Origin of the sequence: Colwellia sp. MB3u-55 (assembly GCF_014076785.1) — a bacterium.
Taxonomy (GTDB): domain Bacteria; phylum Pseudomonadota; class Gammaproteobacteria; order Enterobacterales; family Alteromonadaceae; genus Colwellia_A.
The window spans coordinates 1-1,828 of sequence record NZ_JACGUS010000060.1; the positions used below are offsets into that span (position 1 = coordinate 1).

Genomic DNA, 1,828 nt, shown 5'->3' on the forward strand with positions numbered 1-1,828 from the left:
ATTGTGCGGTTTGTGGTAATGTAAAAATCGCATAACAAGGCATTCAAACGGACAAAAAACAGTTGGCTGTTTTCACTTCGTTCAACATTTTAGCCAACAATTTTTTGCCGCTTAATGTGGCGTTAAATGCCTCTCAACTATGGAGTATTAAATTGAGCCAAGAGCAAAATAAAATAGGACTATTTTCTAAAATAGAATCACCAAGTGGTGCGACTTCACTGATTAAAGAATGTAGTGTTTGGATAGCAATGATTGTTGCTATTAGTCAAATACTAAGCATATTTGTATACGGTGTATCACTTGAAAGTATTATTGCTTTAATAGTCGACGTTGCGTTTTACGCTGTTATTGTTTTTTCTCTGATTAAATGGCAATCAAAAGTTGCTGCGTTTTTGCTTTTATTGTTAATTATATATTCTGGTTACTCAACTATATCGATAGGCATTGCTGAAAAAAGTTTAAGTGGTTTTCAACTAATTATTGCTGTATTTAGTGTGTGGGTATGCATTCGTGCTTTAGAGGCAACTTTCAAGGTAAAACCCAAAAATGTAGATGGCATAGGCACTTAACAAGTTACTCAAACGGACGCTAAACAGTTGGCTAGCTTCGTTCCTCGCAATTTTAGCCAACTATTTCGCGCCGCTTAGTAAGGCGTTAGCTTTCAGGAGAAGTCTTTGGCATTAATCAACGATATTGCAACAGTCATAGCTTTGGTTACTGGCGTTTCTGGTTTTACATTAGGTTTATTAAATTACTTGCGTGATAAACCAAGTGTAAAAGTAGAGTTAAGCTGGGAGATGACGACTACCGATACACAAGAAATGGTTGGTGTTATTCGTGTTGCTAATATTGGCAGACGACCAATATTTTTAAGTCATGTTGCTTTAAAAATACCTAAAGGATACGGGGAGTCATACCTAATTTTAAAAGATGGTATAAATGGGCAAAAACTCTCAGAGGGAGATGCTCCACTTTCGTATCTTGTAACATACGATAAAATGGAAAAATATAGCAAAGTGTGGCACAAGCTTATGGCGCAAGTTATTGATTCAGCAGGTAAAACATACCTTTCAAAAAAAGCGTCAGTCGAACCAAAACCTAGTTGGGTAAAAGAAAGCTAACAAGACGTTCAAACGGACAAAAAACAGTTGGCTGTTTCACTCCGTTCACAATTTTAGCCAACAATTTTTTGCCGCTTAACGTGGCGTTATGTGTATCACAAGGTTAGTATCAAATTGCGACTATTAATTTCATTATCACTAGTTTTAGTATTAGCTTCTTGCAGCACTCAAGGAAAACTTGAGTACATCACTGCTGACGGTGAATACAAAACTGCGTGTGAAACCGAATATACTTGGGAGCCATCAGTCGATAAATATGCTGTTGAGTATATTTTGAGTTATTGTGCTAAAAAGGCTGTAGCCAAGGGTCATAAAGTTATTGATGAATCCTTGTTTAAAATAGATTTAAGTATTCCTTTATCGCCAAACGGTAAGCCTTGGTCTTTTGATTATGCTAAAGAGTTACATGGCAACAATAAACTAAGTGACAAAGAATATGGTTACATAATTGCGTATATCGATCTTGGTCTAAATAAAGGATAGGTTTTCATACACATAACAAGTCACTTAAAAGGACAAATAACAGTTGGTTTTTGCTCCTTCGTCGCTTATTTTAACCAACTATTATTTGCCTCTTAGTGAGGCGTTATATGCCTAAAGGATTGTATCAACTATGGAAGAAGTAGCAGAAGGTTTAGGTCGAGCCTTTTTTAGATTATTAAAATGGATCATAATTGATGCCTTTATAGAGTTTTTTGTTTATGGGT

3 protein-coding genes are annotated in these 1,828 nt (G+C 35.7%); all 3 read left to right on the forward strand.

All coding sequences use genetic code 11. The annotated features are described in order from the left end of the window. Positions 1-152: 152 nt before the first annotated feature. On the forward strand, positions 153-569 hold the full coding sequence (locus tag H4J66_RS01575) for a hypothetical protein (protein WP_182169669.1): 417 nt from the start codon (positions 153-155) through the stop codon (positions 567-569). Between the two features lie 105 nt (positions 570-674). Beyond that, positions 675-1,121, forward strand: coding sequence for a hypothetical protein (locus H4J66_RS01580; protein WP_182169672.1), 447 nt, complete (start codon positions 675-677; stop codon positions 1,119-1,121). 114 nt (positions 1,122-1,235) lie between these two features. Beyond that, positions 1,236-1,604 (forward strand): hypothetical protein, encoded by a 369-nt coding sequence (locus H4J66_RS01585; protein ID WP_182169675.1) that lies wholly within the window; start codon positions 1,236-1,238, stop codon positions 1,602-1,604. The last annotated feature ends 224 nt before the right edge of the window (positions 1,605-1,828 follow it).